Here is a 16,992-nt window from a genome sequence, read left to right as displayed (position 1 = left end):
GGCTCTCAGCCGTCCACCACAACGCCAAGGCCCACCTTCACGCGGTCCATCGCGACGAAGGTGCGGAACCGTTTGACATTGTTGTTGCCGAAGAACAGGCGGCGCGTCAGGGCCTCGTAGTCGGCCATGACCGGCACGGTGACGACGAGGATGAAATCGGCTTCGCCCGTGACGTAGTAGCATTGCTGGATTTCCGGCGTGGCGGCGAAGGCGCGCTTGGCGGCCTCGATGTGCTCGGCCGTTTCGCTGATTACCTCCACTTCGACAAAGAGCGTGATGGATTGGCCGACCGCGGCGGGATCGACGATGGCGACATTTGCCCGGATGACGCCGTCTTCCGTCATGCGTTTGATGCGCCGCTGGACGGCCGGCGCGGAGAGATTGACCGCCTCGCCGATCGTGCGTTGCGGTGTGGTGTTGTCCTGCTGGAGGATAGCGAGGATTTTCCGGTCAAAGGCATCGAGGCGCGGCGGATGGTGCATGGCGGCTCCAGACGAAACAAACTTGCAAACGAAGGGGTGAATATCAGCGCTCATTTCGGCTGTGATGCAATATTGTTCAGATCTCAAACGAGGAGACCACCATGTTCCTGAAGAATACCCATGCCGACTACCGCTCGGCACTCGATCCGCGCGATGCCGAAACGCTCGGCGCTGATGCTGCCGCCGAAGTGGAGCGCCACCTTTCCTTCCGGGACAATCATGCACAGACGCCGCTCGTCGCGCTGCCGGGCCTTGCCAAACAACACGGGGTCGCGGCGATCCACGTCAAGGATGAGGGCCACCGTCTCGGCCTTGGCAGTTTCAAGGCGCTGGGCGGGGCCTATGCGGTGATCCGCCTCGTGCTGGAGGAAGCTGGGGAGAGGCTGGGCTGCACGGTGGACATTGCCAAGTTGCGCGCGCCGGAGGTGATGGCCGTCGCGCGCACCATGACGTTTGCCTGTGCGACGGATGGCAACCATGGCCGATCAGTGGCGCAGGGTGCCGAGCTTGTGGGCGCACGGGCGGCGATCTTCGTGCATGCCGGCGTCTCGGCCGAACGGGTCGCCGCCATCGCCCGGTTCGGCGCGGACATGATCCGTGTCGACGGCACCTATGACGATTCCGTGCGGGAGGCTGCGCGAGTGGCATGGGAGAAGGGCTGGACGATCGTTTCCGACACGTCCTGGCCCGGCTATGAGCGCATTCCGGGGTTGGTGATGCAAGGTTATACCGCGCTGGTGCGCGAGGCGCTGCGGGAATTGCCGGCGCCGCCGACCCATGTTTTCGTGCAGTCCGGCGTCGGCGGTATCGCCGCGGCGGTGGCCGGCCATCTGGTGCTGGAATTCGGCGCGGCACGGCCAGTCTTCACTGTCGTCGATCCGGCGCGGGCGGCCTGCCTGTTCGAGACGGCACGCGCCGGCCATCCGGTCAGGATCGCACATGGCGCGCCGACGGTCATGGCCATGCTCGAATGCTACGAACCGTCGCTTGTCGCCTGGCGTATCCTGTCGCGCACGGCCGATGCCTTCATGACCGTCGACGAAGAGGATGCCATCGCGGCGATGAAGCAACTCGCCAGTCCTGTTGCCGGTGATGCGGCGGTGGTGGCGGGAGAAAGTGGCGGTGTCGGCCTTGCCGGCCTGATGCGTGCCATCGCCGATCCGGCGGTGAAGGCGGACCTTGGGATCGATGCTCAGTCACGGATCCTGCTGATCAACACGGAAGGGGCGACGGATCCCGGAAGATATGAGGAAATCGTCGGGCTTTCGCCCGCCGTGGTCGCAGCGCGGAGCCGAAAGGGGGAGCCGGCATGACAATCGACAGAGACGCTCTTCACGCCGAGATGACAGCCTGGCGGCGGGACCTGCATACCCATCCCGAATTCGGCTTCGAGGAGACACGGACTGCGGCCTTCGTTGCGCAAAAACTGCGCGAATTCGGCCTCGACGAGGTCGTGGAAGGCGTTGGCGGGACGGGTGTCGTCGGGACGTTGCGGCGCGGCAGCGGTAACCGTTCCATAGCGCTACGGGCGGATATGGACGCGTTGCGGATTACCGAACAGGGAGAGAGTGCTCATCGCTCGCGCAATCCCGGCGTCATGCATGCCTGCGGTCATGACGGACACACCGCCATGCTGCTCGGCGCCGCGAAAATGCTGGCGCAGGAGGGTGGTTTCGATGGCACGGTGCGCTTCGTCTTCCAGCCGGCGGAGGAATGGGGCAAGGGCGCTCTGGCCATGCTCGACGACGGGCTGATGCAGCGTTTCGCCTTCGAGGAGATCTATGGCATTCACAATATGCCGGGCCTGCCGGTTGGGCATTTCGAGACGCGGCCCGGTGCCATCATGTCGGCGGAAGACAATTTCGAGATCGTGCTCAAGGGTGTCGGTGGTCACGCGGCGCGTCCGCATTGGGGCAACGAAGTTCTGGTCGCCGCCTGCGCGCTTGTGACCAGCCTCCAGACCATCGTGGCGCGCCGGTTGAGCCCGACCGATGTGGGCGTGGTCTCGGTGACGGAACTCATCACCGACGGCACGCGCAATGCGCTTCCGGGGCTGGCGCGGATCCTGGGCGACGCCCGCAGCTTCCGGTCGGAGGTGAGTGCGTCGATCGAAAAGCAGATGCGCGTCATCGCCGAAGGTATCGCGCTGGCACACAATGTTACCGCAAGCGTTACCTATACGCGGGAATTCGTGCCGCTGCTGAATGACCCGGCCCTCGTCGACGAGGCCTTTGCCGTGGCCCGAACCATCCTGCCACCGGAGAACGCCCGGCTTGCCGCCGAACCGATGACCGGTTCGGAGGACTTTGCCCATTTCCTCGCCCATGTGCCGGGTTGCTTCGTTTTCCTCGGCAACGGCAGGGGGTCTGCGCCGCTGCACAATCCCGGCTACGACTTCAACGACGAAGGGCTGCTCCACGGCGTGGATTTTCACGCGGGTATCGCGCGACGACGGCTGGCCGGCGCGCTCGGTCAATAGCCGGAAATGCCGGCATCCATGGCCGGCGATCAGGCTTCTTTGCGGTATCCTCCATTCAATGCAGGCCAAGATAGGCCTTGCGGACATCTTCGTTGTCGAGCAGGGCAGCGCTTTCCCCGGAGAGGTGGATGCGGCCGTTGACCATGACATAGGCGCGCTGCGAGAGTTTCAGCGCGTGGTTTGCGTTCTGCTCGACGAGGAAGATGGTCTTGCCCATGGCGGCGATCTCCTTCAGCACCTCGAAGACACGCTTGACGACAAGGGGGGCGAGGCCGAGCGACGGTTCGTCGAACAGGATGAGTTCCGGGCGGGCCATCATGGCGCGAGCGATCGCCAGCATCTGCTGCTCGCCGCCGGACATGGTGCCGGCGGTCTGGCCGCGGCGTTCCTTGAGGCGGGGGAAGAGATCGAACATGGTCGCCCGGTCCTCGTCGAAGTGATCCATGCCGATCGGCGTCGTGCCCATCATCATGTTCTCTTCCACCGTCATGTCCTGGTAGATCTGCCGGCCTTCCGGCACGAGCGAGATGCCGCGCCGCGAAATGCGATTGGTGGGAAGGCGGGAAATGTCCTCGCCTTTGTGCAGAATCTTTCCGGCCGAGGCGCGCGGCGCGCCAAAAATCGAGGAAAGCAGCGTCGTCTTGCCTGCGCCGTTTGCGCCGATCAGGCTGACGATCTCGCCCTTGGAAATATGGATATTCACATCCTTCAGCGCCTCGACCGGGCCGTAATGGGCATGGACGGCAGTGAATTCAAGCAGTGGGACGCTCATGCCTCAACCTCTTCTTCACTGACGCCGAGATAGGCCGCGACAACGGCGGGGTCGTTCGCAACATGTTCGGGCGTTCCGTCGGAGATCACCTCGCCATGGTCGAGCACGACGATGTGCTGGGAAATGCGCATGACGAGCGCCATGTCGTGCTCGATCACGAGGACGGACTGGTCGTGCTCGGTACAGAGCCGCTGGATGACCTCGGACAGTTCGCGGGTTTCCGACGGGTTGAGGCCGGCGGCCGGTTCGTCGAGGCAGATGAGCGTTGGACCGGTGCACATGGCGCGTGCGATCTCGAGCCGCCGTTGCCGGCCATAGGGCAGTTCGCCGGCCAGCCGATTGGCGTCGTCGGCAAGGTTCATCTCGCGCAGCCAGTGATAGGCGCGGTCGACGGCCTCGCGCTCGGCGCGGTGGAACGACGGCGTGCGGAAGACGCCGCTCAGAAGGTTGTTGGCGGTTACCAGGTGTTGAGCGACCAGCAGGTTCTCGACGACGGACATGTCTTTGAACAGGCGGATGTTCTGGAAGGTGCGGGCGATGCCGGCGCGGGTCACAAGATGCGAGCCGCCGGTAACGGGTTTTGTGATCAGCGTGCCGATGTCGAGCGGGCCGTCGCGCCCGTTCAGGACGATTTCGCCTTCGCTTGCCCGATAAAAGCCGGTGATGCAGTTGAACATGGTCGTCTTGCCGGCGCCGTTCGGGCCGATCAGCGCCGTCACCGCGCCACGTTCCACCGAGAAGCTGACATTGCGGTTTGCGACGATGCCGCCGAAGCGCATGGTGACGTTGTGGATTTCGAGGAGGGGCGTGGTCATTAGGCTACCTCCGCCTTGGCCGTGAGCGGGAGCGGCCCGGCGTCCGTCGTCGTGCTCGGAAAGAAGGCCGGTCTCTTGATGCGTACGAGGCCGCGGGGTTTCCAGATCATCATGACGACCATCAGGACGCCGAAGATCAGCACGCGGTATTCCGCAAAATCGCGCAGCAATTCCGGCAGGATGGTCAGGACAAGGGCGGCGGCGATGACGCCGACCGTCGAGCCGAGGCCGCCGAGAACCACGATGGCGAGGATGAGGGCGGATTCGAAGAAGGTGAAGGACGTCGGGTTCACGAAGCCCTGGTGGACTGCGAAGAAAACGCCGGCGAGACCGCCCGTCGAGGCGCCGAGCATGAAGGCGGTGAGTTTGGTGAAGACGTGGTTCACGCCGAGCGAGCGGCAGGCGATCTCATCCTCGCGCAGCGCTTCCCACATACGGCCGAGCGGCATGACGCGCAAGCGCTCCACGGCGTAGATGACGAGGCAGACGACAAGGAAGAGCACGAGGTAGATGAACCAGAACTTGTAGTCGGCGCTGTAGGGGATGCCGAGATAGTCATGGATCGACACGCCGCCCTGCTTAGCCGTGCGGGTGAATTCTAGGCCAAAGACGGTCGGGGCGGGCACGGGCGCGCCATTCGGGCCACCGGTGAAGTCCAGCCAGTTGTTCAAGACGAGACGGATGATTTCTCCAAAACCCAGAGTGACGATCGCGAGATAGTCACCGTGCATCTTGAGGACGGGGAAGGCGAGGACCATGCCGAACAGGCCGGCGAGGAGAGGGGCGATGATCAACGCGCCCCAGAAGCCGAGGCCCAGATATTGCGAACCGAGCGCCAGAAGATAGGCACCGACGGCATAGAAGGCGACGAAGCCGAGATCGAGCAGTCCGGCGAGGCCGACGACGATGTTCAGCCCCAGACCGAGCAGGCAGTAGATCAGCGCGAGGATCGCTATGCCGAGAAAGTACTTGTCCGCGAAGAAGGGCAGGCTGAGCCCGGCGACGAAAAGGAGGGCGAGGATCAGCACGGGCGACTTTTCCGTGCCGGTCATCACCGTGACGCCCACGCCGCTATCGGCCATCCTTCTGGTGAGCGCCTGGCCAAGGCTGGTCATCTGGACAAGAGAGATCGCGACGCGCCCGGCGGTGACGATGGCGGCAAGCACGACGGCGCGTGTCAGTTCGTTGCGGAACGAGAACCCTTCCAGCACGAGGCCGGAGATCGGGCCGAACAGGATGAGCGAGACGGTGAAGGTAAGGAGCGCCTGCTTGAAGAGTGGCAGAAGGCGGTTCGTTTGCATGGTCGTTCTCCTCACACTTTCTGGATTTCCGGCCGGCCGAGCAGGCCATAGGGGCGGAAGAACAAGAGGGTGATGAGCAGCGCGAAGGCGAAGACGTCCTTGTAATCCGTGCTGACATAGCCGGCGAACAGGGCTTCCGTCAGGCCAAGCAGGATACCGCCCAGCACGGCGCCGGGCAGCGAGCCAATGCCGCCGAGCACCGCCGCGGTGAAGGCCTTGATGCCCATGACGAAGCCGATGAAGAAGTTGAACGAGCCGTAGTTGAAGGTGACGAGCACGCCGCCGACGGCGGCCGTTGCCGCGCCGATGACGAAGACGGTGGAGATGATACGGTCGGTGTTGACGCCGAGCACGGCCGACATGCGGATGTTCTGCTGCGTTGCCCGGCATTCCCGGCCGATACGCGTGTAGTTGATCACATAGGTGAGGATGCCCATGGCGATCAGCGAGGCGAAGAGGATGACCGTCTGCATGTAGGTAATCTGCGCGAAATGCACGCCGTCACCGAAGCGGAAGGCCCCGCTGATAAGCGTCGGGACGCCCTGGTCGCGCGCGCCCTGCGAGATCTGCACATAGCTTTGCAGCATCAGCGAAATGCCGATAGCGGAAATCAGCGGTGCAAGCTTGGTGGAGCCCCGCAGAGGGCGGTAGGCGACACGCTCGATCGCCCAGCCGTAGACGGCCGTGACAGCGCAGGTGATCACCAGCACGGAAATCAGCGCGAAGGGCGCGGACTGGATGCCGAAGAAGGTAAGCACGGCAAGGGTGATCGCGGCGATGTAGGCCGAAACCATGTAGACGTCGCCATGGGCGAAGTTGATCATGCGGATGACACCGTACACCATGGTGTATCCGACGGCGATCAGCCCGTAGATCGTGCCGAGCGTGATGCCGTTGAACAATTGCTGGAGCAGGATGTAGACGTCCATGGCGAACCCTTCTCTTCAAATCTTGCGGGCATCGAGAGACCAGCCGGACACGGTGTCCGGCTGGTCCGGGCAGGCCTGCCTTAGTTCACGAGAGCGGGGGTTCCCTTGTCGTCGAAGGTGTAGAAGACGAACTTGAAGTCCTTGATGTCGCCCTTTTCATCCCAGGTGATCTTGCCGATGGCGGAATCGACCGTGTTGGTGCGCAGCCAGTCGGCCTGCGCCTTCAGGTCTTCGCCGGCCTTCAGCGCCGCCACGACCGCCTGTGCATTGGCGTAGCCGTAGAGCACGTAGTTTGCCGGCGTGACATTGGCCTTGGTCAGCGCGTCCTGCACGTTCTTGGTGGCCGGGTCGGCCAGCGGATCGGGCGTTGCGGAATAGTAGACGTCCTTGAGATTGGCCCCGCCGCCGGCCGCAGCCACGAGTTCGGCTTGGGCGAAGGAATCGCCGCTGACGAAGACGACATCGACACCCTGTTCCTTGAGCTGGCGGATAAGCGGGCCACCTTCCGGAATGAGACCGCCGAAATAGACGGCGTTCGCGCCCGTGCTCTTGATCTTGGTAACGAGCGCGTTGAAGTCGCGTTCGCCGCGCGTCAGGCCCTCATAGAGCACCGGCGTAATGCCGCGCGCTTCGATGGTTTTCTTCACTGCGTCGACCAGGCCCTGGCCGTAGGTGTCTTTGTCGTGGATCAGCGCGATCTTGTCTCGCTTCAGCGTGTCGAGGATGAAGCCGCCGGCAACCACCGCCTGCTGGTCGTCACGCCCGCAGCCACGGAACAGGTTGTCGAAGCCACGGTCCGTGACGGCCGGGTTGGTCGAGGACGGCGTCATTTCGAGGATGCCGGCATCATTGTAGATTTCGGAGGCCGGGATTGTGCTCGATGAGCAGAAGTGGCCGATCACGGCCTGCACCTTGTCCTGATCGACGAAACGATTGGCGACGGCCACGGCCTGCTTCGGCTCGCAGGCATCGTCGCCCTTCACCAGCTCGATCTGCTTGCCGTTGATGCCGCCGCTCGCGTTGACATCGTTCACATAGGCCGAGACACCATTGAAGACCTGTTCGCCAAACGTGGCGTTGGCGCCGGTATAAGGGCCTGCAACGCCGATCTTGATCGTCTCGGCGGCAAAGGCCGGTGCGAGCAGGAGCGCGGATGCGATGGCGGTGGCAGCGAAGAGTTTCGAAATGGATGTCATGAAAGGCTTCCCTCTGGTTAAGCCGTTGATGTTCTTGGTTTCGACGCGTGTTTCCCGCGTTCGGTCTTCTTGTCATGGGCCGGACCGTTCGCTCTTTTCGGGCGCGCGGCAGTCGGCGTCATGTCTCGATTGCGACGGTTTTTGTGTCGCAATCCGACTGCAATTTCAGTTGACACATGTATGATAAGTGATATATCCAAAATCCGTCAAGCAGAAATCTTGCGTCGGCGCCCCGGGCATGGAAACCTGATGCGCCAGAGGTTCGGCCGGCGGTCGCGCCAGATGGGATTCGATGCCGAAAGGTGCCTGAATGTGGGGAATGACATGGTGAGCAATGCGCCGCGGAACTGCCGGGTGGGTGTCGATATCGGCGGCACGTTTACGGACATCGCCCTCGATCTCGATGGCGTGCTGCATTCGACAAAGGTGCTGACCGACTACGCCGCCCCCGAGCGGGCTATCTTGAAGGGGGTCGCTTCCGTGGCCGAGATGGCGGGGATCGCGCTCTCAGAGATCGATCTGCTAATCCACGGCACGACCCTTGCCACCAATGCGCTGATCGAGCGGCGCGGCGCCAGGACCGCCTTCGTCACAACGGAAGGTTTTCGCGACACGCTGGAAATGCGGACGGAAAACCGCTTCGAGCAATATGACCTTAACATCGCCCTGCCGCCGGCGCTCATCGCCCGCGCCGATCGTTTTACGGTCCGCGAGCGTATGAACGCGGCCGGCAAGGTGCTGCTGGCGCTGGATGACGCCTCCGTCGAGGCCGTCGTCTCGGCCATTGCGGCGGGTGGTTATGAAAGCGTCGCCATCGGCTTCATCCACGCTTATGCCAACGGCGCCCACGAGGCTGCCGTGCGTGACGCGATCCTCGAGCGCCTGCCGCATCTCTCGGTGTCGATCTCCTCGGAAGTCTCGCCGCAGATGCGCGAATTCGAGCGGTTCAACACGGTCTGCGCCAATGCTTATGTGAAACCGGCGATCAAATCCTATCTCGATCGGCTCGTCATCTCGTTGAAGGATATCGGCGTCCGCTGCCCGGTCTTCATGATCCATTCCGGCGGCGGCATCGTCTCCGTCGAAAGCGCCTCGGAATTTCCGGTGCGCCTCGTCGAATCCGGCCCGGCCGGCGGCGCGATCTTTGCCGCCGACATCGCGCGGCGCCATGGTCTCGACACCGTGCTTTCCTTCGACATGGGCGGCACGACGGCAAAGATCTGCCTGATCGAAAACCAGGTGCCGAAGACCGCCAAAACCTTCGAGGTCGCGCGCACCTACCGTTTCCGCAAGGGCTCCGGCATGCCGATCTCCATTCCGGTGGTCGAGATGGTGGAAATCGGCGCCGGCGGCGGCTCCATTGCGTCGGTCGATGGCATGCGCCAGATCCGCGTCGGCCCGCATTCGGCCGCTTCCGAGCCGGGCCCTGCCTGCTACCAGCGCGGCGGCAAGAACCCGACGGTCACGGATGCCGATCTCATCCTCGGGAAGCTCGATCCCAACAATTTCGCCGGTGGCGCCATTCCGCTCTCCGCTGCGGCGAGCCGACAGGCGATGGTTGACGATATCGGGACCGTGATCGGCCTCGATCCCGACGCCGCGGCCTACGGCACCTGCGAGATGGTGGACGAGAACATGGCCAATGCCGGCCGCGTGCACACCGTGGAGAACGGCAAGAACATTGCCGATTTCACCATGATTACCTTCGGCGGCGCGGGGCCGCTGCATGCCGCGCGGCTCTGCGAGAAGATGGGCATTTCCACCTTCCTCGTACCGGCCGGCGCCGGCGTCGGCTCAGCGATCGGCTTCCTGCGAGCGCCCTTCGGCTATGAATCGGTGCGCAGTGCCGTCTTCAACCTCTCGAACTTCGACTTTGCGGAAGCAAATCGGCTGGTCGATGCCATGCAGGCGGAAGCCCTCGGCTTCGTCGAAGGCGGGCTCGATCGCGGCGCGCCGGTGATCGAGCGTACGTTGTTCATGCGCTATGCCGGGCAGGGTTGGGATATTCCCGTGCCGCTCGACGCCAAAAAATTCGACACCGACAGCACTCGGATGCTCGCTGCACAGTTCGAAACGGAATACGAGCGCTTCTTCGGTCGCGCCATCGAAGGCCTCGACATCGAGATCGTCAGTTGGTCGGTCAAGGCGAGTTCGCCGCTGCCGCCGGTCGACCGCGTTGCCGCTGTTGATGAGGGCAGCGTCGTGACGCCGGCCAAGACCCGCCGCCTGTTCGAAGCCTCGCAGGGCGCCTTCCTCGATGCCGGCATCCATGAGCGTGATGGCCTGAAACCCGGCGACGTCGTGAAGGGGCCTGCCATTGTCGTGGAGCGCGAAACTTCCACCATGCTGACCGCCGCCTTCAAGGCCATCGTGCAGAGCGATGGCTGCCTGCTCGTCACCCGCACCTGAGGATTAGATCCATGAACCAGTCGATGATCGATATCCATATGCAGGTCATGTGGAACCGCCTGATCTCCGTCGTGGAAGAACAGGCCCAGACGCTGATTCGTACGGCCTTTTCCACGTCGGTGCGTGAGGCGGGCGACCTCTCCGCCGGCGTCTTCGACCTCGAAGGCCGCATGCTGGCTCAGGCCGTCACCGGCACGCCGGGACACGTCAATGCCATGGCGGAATCCGTCGCGCATTTCATCCGCGATATCGGCCCGGACAACATCTTTGAAGGCGATGTCTATATCACCAACGACCCGTGGAAGGGCACCGGCCACCTGCACGACATCACGGTCGTCACACCCTCCTTCCACCATGGCAAACTGGTCGGCTACTTCGCCTCCACCCCCCATGTGGTGGATGTCGGTGGACGCGGCTTCGGGCCGGATGCGCGCGAGGTCTATGAGGAAGGTCTCTTCATCCCGATCATGAAGTTCTTCGAGCGTGGCGACCTGAACCGCACGCTCATCCATATCGTGCGCAACAATGTGCGCGAGAACGACAAGGTTGTCGGCGACTTTCACGCGCTTGCTGCCTGCAATGAGACCGGCCACCGCCGCCTCATCGACATGCTGACGGAATTCAACCTCGAAGACCTGTCGATGATCGGCGGCTTCATCCTCAAGCACAGTCGTGAAGCGACGCTGGAGCGCTTGCGGAATTTGCCGCACGGCAGCTGGTCTTATAGCCTCGATCTCGACGGTTATGACGAGCCGGTGCACCTTGCTGCAAAGCTGACGATCGGGCCGGAGGGCGTGCTGGTCGATTTCGACGGCACGTCGGGCATGAGCAAATTCGGCATCAACGTGCCGCTCGTCTATGCCAAGGCCTATGCCTGCTACGGCATCAAATGTGTCGTGGCGCCGGAAATTCCGAACAATGCCGCCTCGCTTGCCCCCTTCGATGTCGCGGCACCCGAAGGCTGTATCCTGAATGCCAAGCGGCCGGCCCCCGTCGCAGTCCGCCACGTACTCGGCCATTTCGTGCCGGATCTCGTGCTCGGCGCGCTGCACCAGGCGTTGCCCGGCCAGGTGCCGGCGGAGGGCGCGAGCGCACTCTGGAACCTGCACATGAGCGTGCGTCCCGTCGCCGACCAGATCGGCGGCAAGGGCGCGGAAATCCTGATGTTCAATTCCGGCGGCTCCGGCGCGCGCACCGCGCTGGACGGTCTGAACGCAACGGCCTTCCCGAGCGGCGTGCACACCATGCCGATCGAGGCGACGGAAAATGTCGGCCCGGTCATCATCTGGCGCAAAGAGTTGCGCGAAGGCTCGGGCGGCGCGGGCGCGCACCGCGGCGGTCTCGGCCAGATGATCGAGATCGAGGCGGCCGAAGGTTATTCCTTCCGCTTCTCGGCTATGTTCGATCGTCTGAATCATCCGGCCCGCGGCCGCGATGGCGGGCTTGACGGCGCGCCCGGCGGCGTGGCGCTCGACGACGGCACCGCCCTGAAGGGCAAGGGTCTGCAATTCGTGCCCGAAGGCCGACGCCTGGTCCTCTCGCTACCCGGTGGGGGAGGCTATGGCACGCCGGCGGACCGCCCCGCAGACGCTGTCGCCCACGACGTCAAGCACGGCTACATCACAGAGGAACAGGCCGCGCTCTATGGCAAGGCGGGAGGAAAGGCATGAACATGATCGTGTTTGAAAGCGCGCGGGCATCCACCATCAAGTCTTCGCCATCCATGGCCGTTTCAATGGCGGCGAAGGCGATGCGCGCGAAGGGGGAACCGGTGATCGACCTTTCGCTGGGCGAACCGGATTTCGACACGCCCGCCCATATCGTCGAAGCCGCTGTCGATGCGATGAAACGGGGGATCACCCGCTACACGGCACCGGATGGCCTGCCCGAACTGCGCGAAGCGATCGTCAGAAAATTAAAACGCGAGAACGGCCTCGACTATGCGCCTGACGAGATCTCCATCGGCAACGGCGCCAAGCAGATCCTGTTCAATGCCTTCCTCGGCACGCTGGAGCCCGGCGACGAGGTGGTGGTGCCGGCACCCTATTGGGTGTCCTATACCGATATCGTCATCCTGCACGGCGGCGTGCCGAAGATCGTCGCCTGCGGCGTGGAGGACGACTTCAAGATCACTCCGGAGCGGCTGGAGGCGGCGATCACGCCGAAGACCCGCTGGTTCCTGTTCAACTCACCCTCCAACCCGACCGGCGCGATCTACAGCGCCGACGAATTGAAGGCGCTGGGCGAGGTGCTGGCGCGCCATCCCCGTGTCGCCATCATGTCGGACGAGATTTACGAGCACATCGTCTGCGGCAACGTGCCCTTCACCTCCTTTGCCAACGCCTGCCCGGATTTGCGCGACCGCACGCTGCTCATCAACGGCGTCTCCAAGGCCTATGCGATGACCGGCTGGCGGCTTGGTTATGCGGCGGGGCCGAAGAGCCTGACGAAGGTGCTGAACAAGATGCAGTCGCAGAGCACCACCTGCCCATCCTCGATCACGCAGGTCGCAGCCGTAGCCGCGCTCAATGGGCCGCAGGATTTTGTGACGACGGCCGTTGCCGAATACAAGGCGCGCGGCGAACTGGTGACGAAGGGTTTCGGCGCCATCCCGGGCCTTGAGGTGCGGGCACCGGAGGGGGCGTTCTATCTCTTCCCGAAATGCGCAGCCCATGTCGGCAGGACGGCTCCGGATGGCACTGTCATTGCCAACGACACGGCGCTCGCCGCCTACCTGCTTGCGGAGGGCAAGGTCGCGACCGTGCCGGGTGCTGCCTTCGGCGTCGAGCCCTATATCCGCCTGTCCTTCGCCACCTCGCGCGACAATCTCACGCTCGCCATCGACCGCATCGCCGATGCGCTCGCCCGGCTTCGCTAGGAGGAACCGCCCATGTCCCATTTTCAGAAAGTTCTCCTGACGGGTGCCGCCGGTGGCGTTGGCACGGCGCTCCGCCAGTCCGGCACGCGGCTCGGCAGGATCGTGCGGCTCTCCGATCGCAAGCCCTGCGAAAACATTGCCTCGCACGAAGAGGACTTCCCGCTCGAGCTTGCCGATTTCGATGCTGTTTCTGAGGCCGTGAAGGGCTGCGACGCCATCGTTCATCTGGGCGGTCAGCCGCTGGAAGCCGAATGGAAGACGATCCTCGATAGCAACATTTCTGGCGGCTACAATATCTACGAAGCCGCACGCCGGCACGGCGTGAAGCGCATCGTCTATGCCAGTTCCGTGCATGCCATCGGCTACTACGAGCGCACCGAGACGATCGATGGCACCGTCCCAACCCGGCCGGACAGCCTTTACGGCGTCTCGAAAACCTTCGTGGAAAATCTCGGCCGCTACTATTTCGACAAGTTCGGGATCGAGACGGTCAGTATCCGCATCGGTTCCTGTTTCCCGGAACCGACCGACCGCCGGCATCTCATCACCTGGCTGTCCTATCGCGATTGCCGCCAGCTTGTCGAAAAGAGCCTGTCGGCCCCGCGCGTCGGCTTCATGGTCGCCTATGGCATGTCGAACAACGCCCAGGCTTTCTGGGACAATCGCACAGCCGCCGTGCTCGGCTACAAGCCGGAAGACAGCGCCGACGACTATGCCGACAAGGTATTTGCCAGGACGGAACAGGGCGACCCGAACGATCCGGCCGTGCGCTACCAGGGCGGCAGCTTCTGCGCAGCCGGCCACTTCGAAGACACGTGAGGGCGACGATGCAGGCTTCGAAGACATCCTATGACGTCGTTATTGTCGGCGGTGCCGTTGTCGGCAGCGCGACGGCCTATTTTCTGGCGACGAACCCCGATTTTACCGGCTCCGTACTGGTGATCGAGAAGGACTGGACCTACCAGCGCTCGGCGACCGCGCTCTCGTCCAGTTCCATCCGCCACCAGTTCTCCAACGCAATCAACGTAAAGGTCTCGCAGTTTGGCACGGAGTTCATCCGCAATTTCCGGAAAAATGTCGCGGTCGATGACGATACGCCGGAAATCGGTTTCCATGAAAACGGCTACCTTTTCCTTGCCGGCGACGAGCGCGGCGCCGATGTGCTTCGTCGCAATCACGAAACGCAGGTCGCTTGCGGTGCCGATGTGTCGTTGCTCGATCCGGAAGGGCTGGCTTCCCGCTTCCCGTGGCTCAATGTGGAGGGCCTGACGCTCGGCAGCACAGGTGAAAGCGGTGAAGGCTGGTTCGACAGCGTCGGCTTGCTGCAGGGCTTCCGCAAGAAGGCGCGCGCCCTTGGTGTCGAGTATATCGAAGACGAAGTCGTCGCGGTGAACCGGGACGGTGACCGCGTGGTTTCGGTGACGACAAAGAGCGGGCAGACGATCGCCTGCGGCACGTTGGTCAACACGTCCGGCACCAATGGCAAGCAGGTTGCGCGCATGGCGGGCCTCGACATTCCGGTCGAGCCGCGCCGCCGTTCGCTCTTCGTGGTGGATTGTCGCACGCCACTGAAAGGCAAGGTCGGTCTCACGATCGATCCGTCCGGCGTCTTCTTCCGCCCCGAAGGAAAATTCTACCTGATGGGAACCTATCCCAAGCATGACCCGGAGGTCGATCCGAACGACTTTTCCGTCATGCATGACGAATTCGACGAGGAAATCTGGCCGACGCTCGCGGAACGCGTGCCGGCCTTCGAGGCGATCAAGGTGGTGAACAGTTGGGCGGGGCACTACGACTATTGCACGCTCGACCACAACGTCATTCTCGGCCCGCACACCGACGTGAAGAACTTTCTCTTCGCCAACGGCTTTTCCGGCCATGGCCTGCAGCAGTCGCCGGCGATGGGACGCGGCCTTTCCGAACTGATCGCCTATGGCGGTTTTTGCACGCTCGACCTCTCGCCTTTCGGCTACGAGCGCGTCGTCGCAAACCGCCCCTTCCTTGAGGACGCCGTGATTTAACGGCTCAGGAGACGAACATGACAACCGAATATGAGACACGCAGCGGCGGCCAGATCCTGGTCGACGCACTGAGGATCCATGGCGTCGAACGGGTGTTCGGCGTGCCGGGTGAAAGCTATCTGGCAGCACTCGATGCCTTCCACGATGCCGGGGATGCGATCGAGTTCGTCATCTGCCGGCAGGAGGGCGGTGCGGCCTATATGGCAGAAGCCTATGGCAAGCTGACGGGCAAGCCCGGCATCTGCTTCGTCACCCGCGGGCCCGGTGCCACCAACGCCTCGGTTGGCGTGCACACCGCTTTTCAGGATTCGACGCCGATGATCCTCTTCATCGGCCAGGTGGCGCGTGACCAGATGGAGCGGGAGGCCTTTCAGGAGATCGACTATCGGCGCATGTTTGGCCAGATGGCGAAATGGGTGGTGGAGATCGAGGATGCGGCCCGCATTCCCGAACTCGTCAGCCAGGCCTTCCACCGCGCCGTCAACGGCCGTCCTGGGCCGGTGGTGGTAGCGCTTCCGGAGGACATGCTGACGGATGTGGTGACCGTTGCCGATACGCCGGCCTACAAGCGCGTGGACACCTATGCCGGCGAGCCGCAGCTCGACGAGCTGATCGCACTGCTGGCCAAGGCGGCGCGGCCCATGGTCGTCGCCGGCGGCGGCGGCTGGACGAAGCAGGCGGTTGCCGATCTGCTCGCCTTCTCGGAGGCTTTTTCGCTTCCCGTCGCGGCTTCCTTCCGCTGCCAGGATCTTTTCGACAACACGCATGGAAACTATGCGGGCGATCTCGGCCTCGCGGCCGGACCGAAGCTGATCCAGCATGTGAAGGATTGCGATGTGCTGATCGCGATCGGTGCCCGGCTCGGTGAAATGACGACGGGGGCCTATACGTTGATCGACATTCCCGTTCCGAAGCAGGCATTCGTTCATGTTCATCCGGGCGCGGAGGAGCTCGGTCGCGTCTATCATGCCGCGCTGCCGATCAATGCCAGCGTTGCCGGCTTTCTGTCGCAAGCTGCGAAGCTGAAGCCTGCGGCGGCGCCGGCATGGTGCGAATGGACGAAGACGGCCCATGCCGACTATCTCGAAAACATCCACCACCCGCTGATCCCGGGTCCCGTCCAGATGGGCGAGGTCATGGAATGGCTGCGGGGCCATCTGCCGGCCGATGCCATTCTGACGACGGGCGCGGGGAACTATTCCGCCTGGGCGCACCGCTTCTACCAGTACCGCACGTTCCGCACCCAGCTCGGTCCGACCAATGGTTCGATGGGTTACGGCGTGCCGGCGGCAATTGCGGCAAAAATCACCGCACCGGAGCGCACTGTGGTCGCCTTCGCCGGCGACGGCTGCTTTCTAATGAACGGGCAGGAATTGGCCACGGCGATGCAATATGACGCCCGCGTCATCTTCCTTGTCATCAACAACGGCATGTACGGCACGATCCGCATGCATCAGGAGCGCAATTATCCCGGCCGTGTTTCCGGGACCAAGCTCACCAACCCGAACTTTGCCGATCTCGCCCGGTCGTATGGCCTTCACGCGGAGACGGTGGAGAGGACGGAGGCGTTTGCCAATGCCTTCCTGCGCTCGGAAGCGTCCGGCAAACCGGCCTTGATCGAAATCCGCATCGATCCCGAAGCGCTGACGCCCAAGATGAGCCTGACGCAAATCCGCGAACAGGCGTTTGCGGCGGGCAGATGAGACGGAC

14 protein-coding genes are annotated in these 16,992 nt (G+C 63.3%); 8 read left to right on the top strand and 6 right to left on the bottom strand.

What is annotated here, in order from left to right:
* Window positions 1–5: 5 nt before the first annotated feature.
* Window positions 6–482, bottom strand: coding sequence for an Lrp/AsnC family transcriptional regulator (locus GR138_RS09175; protein ID WP_160858601.1), 477 nt, complete (start codon window positions 480–482; stop codon window positions 6–8).
* Window positions 483–583: 101 nt separating this feature from the next.
* On the opposite strand from GR138_RS09175, the gene GR138_RS09170 reads away from it, so the two are divergent.
* Both GR138_RS09170 and GR138_RS09165 read left to right on the top strand, forming a co-directional pair.
* A complete protein-coding gene (locus GR138_RS09170) occupies window positions 584–1,795 on the top strand; it encodes a diaminopropionate ammonia-lyase (RefSeq protein ID WP_160858599.1) in 1,212 nt (403 codons plus the stop codon).
* Window positions 1,792–2,961: a M20 aminoacylase family protein gene (locus GR138_RS09165; protein ID WP_160858597.1), complete on the top strand. Its 1,170-nt coding sequence runs from the start codon at window positions 1,792–1,794 to the stop codon at window positions 2,959–2,961. Before GR138_RS09170 ends, GR138_RS09165 begins: the two co-directional genes overlap by 4 nt.
* A 55-nt stretch (window positions 2,962–3,016) precedes the next feature.
* On the opposite strand, the gene GR138_RS09160 is transcribed toward GR138_RS09165, so the two are convergent.
* The 5 genes from GR138_RS09160 to GR138_RS09140 form a co-directional block, all read right to left on the bottom strand.
* Window positions 3,017–3,733, bottom strand: a complete 717-nt coding sequence (locus tag GR138_RS09160; protein WP_160858595.1) for an ABC transporter ATP-binding protein — start codon at window positions 3,731–3,733, stop codon at window positions 3,017–3,019.
* Window positions 3,730–4,548: an ABC transporter ATP-binding protein gene (locus tag GR138_RS09155; RefSeq protein ID WP_160858593.1), complete on the bottom strand. Its 819-nt coding sequence runs from the start codon at window positions 4,546–4,548 to the stop codon at window positions 3,730–3,732. Before GR138_RS09155 ends, GR138_RS09160 begins: the two co-directional genes overlap by 4 nt.
* A complete protein-coding gene (gene livM, locus GR138_RS09150; RefSeq protein ID WP_160858591.1) occupies window positions 4,548–5,849 on the bottom strand; it encodes a high-affinity branched-chain amino acid ABC transporter permease LivM in 1,302 nt (433 codons plus the stop codon). The genes GR138_RS09155 and livM overlap by 1 nt, the downstream gene beginning before the upstream one ends.
* Before the next feature lie 11 nt (window positions 5,850–5,860).
* Window positions 5,861–6,778, bottom strand: coding sequence for an ABC transporter permease subunit (locus GR138_RS09145; RefSeq protein ID WP_160858589.1), 918 nt, complete (start codon window positions 6,776–6,778; stop codon window positions 5,861–5,863).
* Between the two features lie 80 nt (window positions 6,779–6,858).
* On the bottom strand, window positions 6,859–7,974 hold the full coding sequence (locus GR138_RS09140) for a branched-chain amino acid ABC transporter substrate-binding protein (RefSeq protein ID WP_160858587.1): 1,116 nt from the start codon (window positions 7,972–7,974) through the stop codon (window positions 6,859–6,861).
* Window positions 7,975–8,298: 324 nt separating this feature from the next.
* On the opposite strand from GR138_RS09140, the gene GR138_RS09135 reads away from it, so the two are divergent.
* From GR138_RS09135 to GR138_RS09110, 6 genes are read left to right on the top strand one after another with little or no spacing between them, the layout of a single operon-like run.
* Window positions 8,299–10,383 (top strand): hydantoinase/oxoprolinase family protein, encoded by a 2,085-nt coding sequence (locus GR138_RS09135; RefSeq protein ID WP_160858585.1) that lies wholly within the window; start codon window positions 8,299–8,301, stop codon window positions 10,381–10,383.
* Window positions 10,384–10,394: 11 nt separating this feature from the next.
* A complete protein-coding gene (locus GR138_RS09130; RefSeq protein ID WP_160858583.1) occupies window positions 10,395–12,053 on the top strand; it encodes a hydantoinase B/oxoprolinase family protein in 1,659 nt (552 codons plus the stop codon).
* Window positions 12,050–13,261, top strand: coding sequence for a pyridoxal phosphate-dependent aminotransferase (locus tag GR138_RS09125; RefSeq protein WP_160858581.1), 1,212 nt, complete (start codon window positions 12,050–12,052; stop codon window positions 13,259–13,261). The genes GR138_RS09130 and GR138_RS09125 overlap by 4 nt, the downstream gene beginning before the upstream one ends.
* A gap of 12 nt (window positions 13,262–13,273) precedes the next feature.
* A complete protein-coding gene (locus tag GR138_RS09120; RefSeq protein ID WP_160858579.1) occupies window positions 13,274–14,080 on the top strand; it encodes an NAD-dependent epimerase/dehydratase family protein in 807 nt (268 codons plus the stop codon).
* Between the two features lie 8 nt (window positions 14,081–14,088).
* Complete coding sequence (locus GR138_RS09115) at window positions 14,089–15,282, top strand: NAD(P)/FAD-dependent oxidoreductase (protein ID WP_160858577.1); 1,194 nt, start codon at window positions 14,089–14,091, stop codon at window positions 15,280–15,282.
* Between the two features lie 17 nt (window positions 15,283–15,299).
* The gene (locus GR138_RS09110; RefSeq protein WP_160858576.1) at window positions 15,300–16,985 is read left to right on the top strand and encodes a thiamine pyrophosphate-binding protein; all 1,686 of its coding nucleotides are present in this window, start codon (window positions 15,300–15,302) and stop codon (window positions 16,983–16,985) included.
* The last annotated feature ends 7 nt before the right edge of the window (window positions 16,986–16,992 follow it).

Source organism: Shinella kummerowiae (assembly GCF_009827055.1).
GTDB classification, from domain to species: domain Bacteria; phylum Pseudomonadota; class Alphaproteobacteria; order Rhizobiales; family Rhizobiaceae; genus Shinella; species Shinella kummerowiae.
The sequence above is the reverse complement of the archived record's forward strand: the minus strand, read 5'-3'. Positions and strand labels throughout refer to the sequence as shown.